Annotated in this window: 3 protein-coding genes and 1 pseudogene; 1 reads left to right on the top strand and 3 read right to left on the bottom strand. The window is 42.9% G+C overall.

Annotated elements, in window-relative coordinates:
• A partial coding sequence (locus ACUVJL_RS33865; RefSeq protein ID WP_445249838.1) for a hypothetical protein occupies window positions 1-192 on the top strand: 192 nt, incomplete at its 5' end.
• Between the two features lie 223 nt (window positions 193-415).
• Here ACUVJL_RS33865 and ACUVJL_RS33870 read toward each other — a convergent pair.
• From ACUVJL_RS33870 to ACUVJL_RS33880, 3 genes and pseudogenes are all read right to left on the bottom strand, one after another.
• Window positions 416-784, bottom strand: coding sequence for a hypothetical protein (locus ACUVJL_RS33870; protein WP_445249839.1), 369 nt, complete (start codon window positions 782-784; stop codon window positions 416-418).
• A 19-nt stretch (window positions 785-803) separates the two neighbouring features.
• A complete protein-coding gene (locus ACUVJL_RS33875) occupies window positions 804-1,718 on the bottom strand; it encodes a transposase (protein WP_445249840.1) in 915 nt (304 codons plus the stop codon).
• Between the two features lie 761 nt (window positions 1,719-2,479).
• Window positions 2,480-2,900: pseudogene (locus ACUVJL_RS33880) on the bottom strand (recombinase RecA); the annotation flags it as partial.

Genomic DNA, 2,900 nt, shown 5'->3' on the forward strand with positions numbered 1-2,900 from the left:
GTGCCTCAATTCGATGCAGCAGCGCAAGAAGAAATTGCTCAGATGTTGCTGGGATTTATCTATTTTGTGTTGCCAGTGGGTGTGGGCTTAAGTATTTTTCTGCACGACAAATATGCTCAGAAGCGCTCTGCTACTCTCAACCAGCAGATAGAAGTTTTAGAGATTTCCTTGCACCAAACTCCTCAACATTAAACAACGTGGTGAAATACTCTTATTTTAGATCCCCGACTTCATCGATGAAGTCGGGGATATTTGTATTCTCTCAAATGCTTTACCAAGATAATTGGGTCTAAAGCCCCTTCTTAATAGGACGGCTTTAATTGACTGTAGTTTAGACTAAAAAACGATCGCATCTAAAAGTAGTTGCCTTTGGATAGAAGGCAAGCTGTTACTCAAAAACTTAAGAGGGCTCAGATTAAATAGCTAATCTTGAAGACTTTTTGCGTCGAGAAACCCGTTTTTTGACAGTGGGATAGCACGGTGCTTTAGTCCGTACCTTTCCGGTTTCCCAACCCGGGGACTTTCCCCTATGTTTAGGCAGTTTCGCGGGAGTACCAATGTCAACTAAAACCGACCACATTGATTGGGCAACACGTCCAGGCGTTAAATTGATACTAGCAGATTGCCAAGGTAATATATTCTCGACCACTAAATCCTTAGCTAACCAGAGTTGCCAACTCATCAATGGCATTAAATCGCTCCAACGCTCAGATTGTTCGGGAGTTCTCAAGTTAGGCAATGTCCAATGCAATCGTTGCTTGACAAATCGATACCAATGATCCACTCCAAAACGTCGTAAATACTTAAACCAGACAGTTTCGCTTGGGTAGAGTTCGTTCTCCCACCCAAGCCAACCACAAGGGTGGAAATGGCTGACCGTTTGACATAGGCTTCATTCTTTCGACCAGGATTAAATTGACTCTTTGTCCAGGGGCACGATAAAAATGCAAGTCAAGCCATTGACTGACTCGGACTTGTCCCAACTCTGGATGTTCGTCAATTTCGAGCGCAGTATCCGCTTGAAGCCATGTGGTTGGGTCGTTGAGTCTCATTTTTTGCCCATGTTTTCGTGGTCTACCGCGACCACTATAGGCTGGTGGTGCTGACCACAAACAGGCATTCTTTCGGACTCTCATTAAGCAATCAGCTTGAATGTCTGCTTGCGCTAATACCCAATTTGCATTGCCATATTCTCGGTCTAAGACTGCTAAGACTGGATGGATGCTCTGTTCACAGACAAGTTTAAGTTGAGAAGCTGCTTGAAGTATGGGTGAAGACCCACTACTAATTCTTTCATGGAGTAGGGGTAATGCCCAACTTCCTTGAGCTTCAGGTATCCAGGCAATTGTACTGTACCCTTGTCCAATAATTACGCCCCCCTGATATTCATGGGTTCTGTCTTTTAAGGTTTTGGCGAATGGTCTCCCCCATGCAGTATGATCGATCGCCACTAATATATGTTCTGTTGCGGGTACTTGCTGTTCTAATTGCTGTCGATACAGCATCATCAGTTTTTTCCGATCTGGCCTACAGTCTTGCAATGCTTCGTAAATACTTGGCCATTGACGATTGAATACCGGGCTGAGTGAAAATTCTGCTAAACATGACGCATTTCTGGTGGTCATCACTGCATCCATCAGCTCGAATGTCGCATCCTTGGCTCGTACCAATAACTCGTATGCTGCTTGACGAAAGTCTTTTAATCGTTCACTGTTCATTTAGGGAGTGGATAGGTTTTCTTTTTCACCCTTATTCTCTCCCGGCGCGGTGGCTCAAGTTCTGCTGAAAGCCACCGTTCTCATCTTTAGTTAGTCTAAACTACAGTAATTGATTGCCGATTTTTTTAATCGTTTAGTTGCGTTAGTATCTATTTTTAAAAGTTCCTTGCATTCTATTTAAAGTAGAGTACAATGATACTTATACCACAGGTAGAATAACCGCCGATACACATGAGACACCAAGCTCAAACGACGGGTCCCAAAACAATAATGGTTAGTGGGTGGCGAAAACCACAAAAAACATAGCTAGGCTGACTAACGTAAGCGAAAACCAGAAAAGTAAATTTTGGGAATTTAAAACGTACCGTAGGGCATCCGGTAACATGAGAAGTAATTCTCGAACGCTTGGGGAGATAAAACCCTCTGGGACTAACTAAATTAGGCTCGATATTTGGTTCCTTTGAACGGATATTTGGTTTAAGTATTGCCACAAGGATAGATAGTTTTAAGGTATGTCGCCAGAACCAAGAATCCCCACGCCTTGAGGCCGGGGAGTGTCAACCCTACATCTTCAGTCCTGGACACACTAGACCCAAAAAACCCGGTTTCTCGTTGTCAGGTTCGAGCGTATATGACCAAATTACGTGAAGAAACCGGGTTTTTGTCTCCAGGACCGATCTTAAAAAAACAGAATAAACAGATCCCCGACTTCTTTAAAAAGTCGGGGATCTAACAGCTATGGCATTTATTGACTAAAAGATTTAGATTTCTTCCAAATCATCTACATCATCTACATCATCTACATCATCTACATCATCTACATCATCTACCTCATCTACATCATCTACCTCAACAGGGGCGACAGAATTAGCAGAAACCACAGCACCAGTCTCAAGTTTCTTTTTAACTAGCTCCTCAATTTCATTTTTGAAATCGATGTTTTTCTCCATGTGCTGGATCACTTTGTCTCGTCCTTGAGCTATGTTCTCTCCGTTGTAGCTATACCAAGAACCTTTTTTCAGAATTACTCCCATTTCGTCGGCCAAGTCAGTCAGACAGCCTAAAGTAGAAATGCCTTTGCCAAATACAATGTCAAATTCGGCAATGCGGAAAGGCGGAGCAACTTTATTTTTAGCAACTTTAACTTTCGTGCGGTTGCCGTATTCTTCGGTACCTTTTTTC

Source organism: Microcoleus sp. OTE_8_concoct_300, from assembly GCF_031383065.1.
GTDB lineage: Bacteria > Cyanobacteriota > Cyanobacteriia > Cyanobacteriales > Microcoleaceae > Microcoleus.